Annotated in this window: 1 protein-coding gene; it reads right to left on the bottom strand. The window is 63.9% G+C overall.

From position 1 onward, the window contains the following. Nucleotides 1-209: 209 nt before the first annotated feature. Entirely contained in the window at nt 210-980 is a 771-nt protein-coding gene (locus CA951_RS45325; protein ID WP_087562468.1) for an IclR family transcriptional regulator, read from the bottom strand. Between the last annotated feature and the right edge of the window lie 241 nt (nt 981-1,221).

Below are 1,221 nucleotides of genomic sequence, written 5' to 3'. Positions count from 1 at the left end.
GCACTCGGCAGTGGGGATGCAAAGCCCCGACAGTTACGAGAAGTCACTTCAGGCGGCAGTCGCCTGAAGTATGTAACCCCCTTGTCCACCGTTCGGGGGGAACCTCACAGGCCCCCTTCGCCGGCCTTGTCACACTTCACGGTCGATCACCAGCAGAACGCCGAACGAGCTCTACTGCACCTGTTTACAACGGGCCGGCAGAAGGCCGACTACTCGGTCGAGGCCGCCAGCTTTGCGGCGACATCAAGCAGCAACTTGACGTGGGCTCGCTCAATCGGCGTGCTCCAACGCGATTCCGGGGCAGCGACACTCAGACCACCGAGCAACTCGCCGTCCCGCGTGACGACCGCTACGCCTACCGAACAGACTCCAGGTTCTACATCCCCACGGTTACGGGCGTATCCGCGGCGCCGACTCTGAGCCAGCTCGCGCAACAGGGCATCGAAGTCTGTGTGAGTATCAGCGTGCGACGGGCCCCCGCGGTAACGCGCGCGGACCGAGGCATCGCTCTCAGCAGAGAGCATCGCCCTTCCGATGCTTGTAGCGTGTGCCGGTCGTGTCTGCGCACGCCTCCCGGTCACCCGCAGTACCTGATTGCTCTCCACCACGTCGACGTATCTCACATCGGTGCCATCCAAGACTCCGAAATGCGCAGTCTCGCCACTCTCTCGTGCCAGCCACGACAGCATGGGCCGAATGTCTCGAGCCACATCCAAACGGACCTCAGGATCGTGCCTGAGAGTCAGCAACGCCGGGCCTGCCCGGTAGGCACGTGTCGCAGAGTCCTGCACTGCGAATCCTCGATAGACAAACATCGCGAGAAGACGATGCGCGGTGGATTGCCCGACGCCTAGTTGTTCCCTGACCTCAGACAACTTGACCTCGCGACGTTCCGCAAGCATACGGATAAGGGTCAAGGTGCGGTCGACGGACTCGATCGGATAGGGCGGCGCGGGCCTCTCATCAGCGACTTCCACCATGTCAAGGAGGCTACAGGCTCACAAGGCGTCGGCTCGGAGAAGTCCGTCGACCCCATGGATGACCCGTTAACGGTGATCGCCCGGCGCGATCCCCGCATCGTGGCCGAGGCCGTGTTCGGCGCTGTGACCTGCACGCGCCCCGGGCCCCGGCGCCTGGTGAACGGGGGCTGCGCAGCCCGCGTGAAATAGGGATCCTGCCCGCGGGGTTGTCGTCGGGATCGCCCGAGGGGAGTCGTCTCTA

The sequence above is a fragment of the Rhodococcus sp. NCIMB 12038 genome (genome assembly GCF_002165735.1).
In the GTDB taxonomy this organism is placed as follows: Bacteria; Actinomycetota; Actinomycetes; order Mycobacteriales; family Mycobacteriaceae; genus Rhodococcus_F.
Note: the sequence above shows the minus strand (reverse complement) of the source record. Positions and strands in the feature narration are given on the sequence as shown.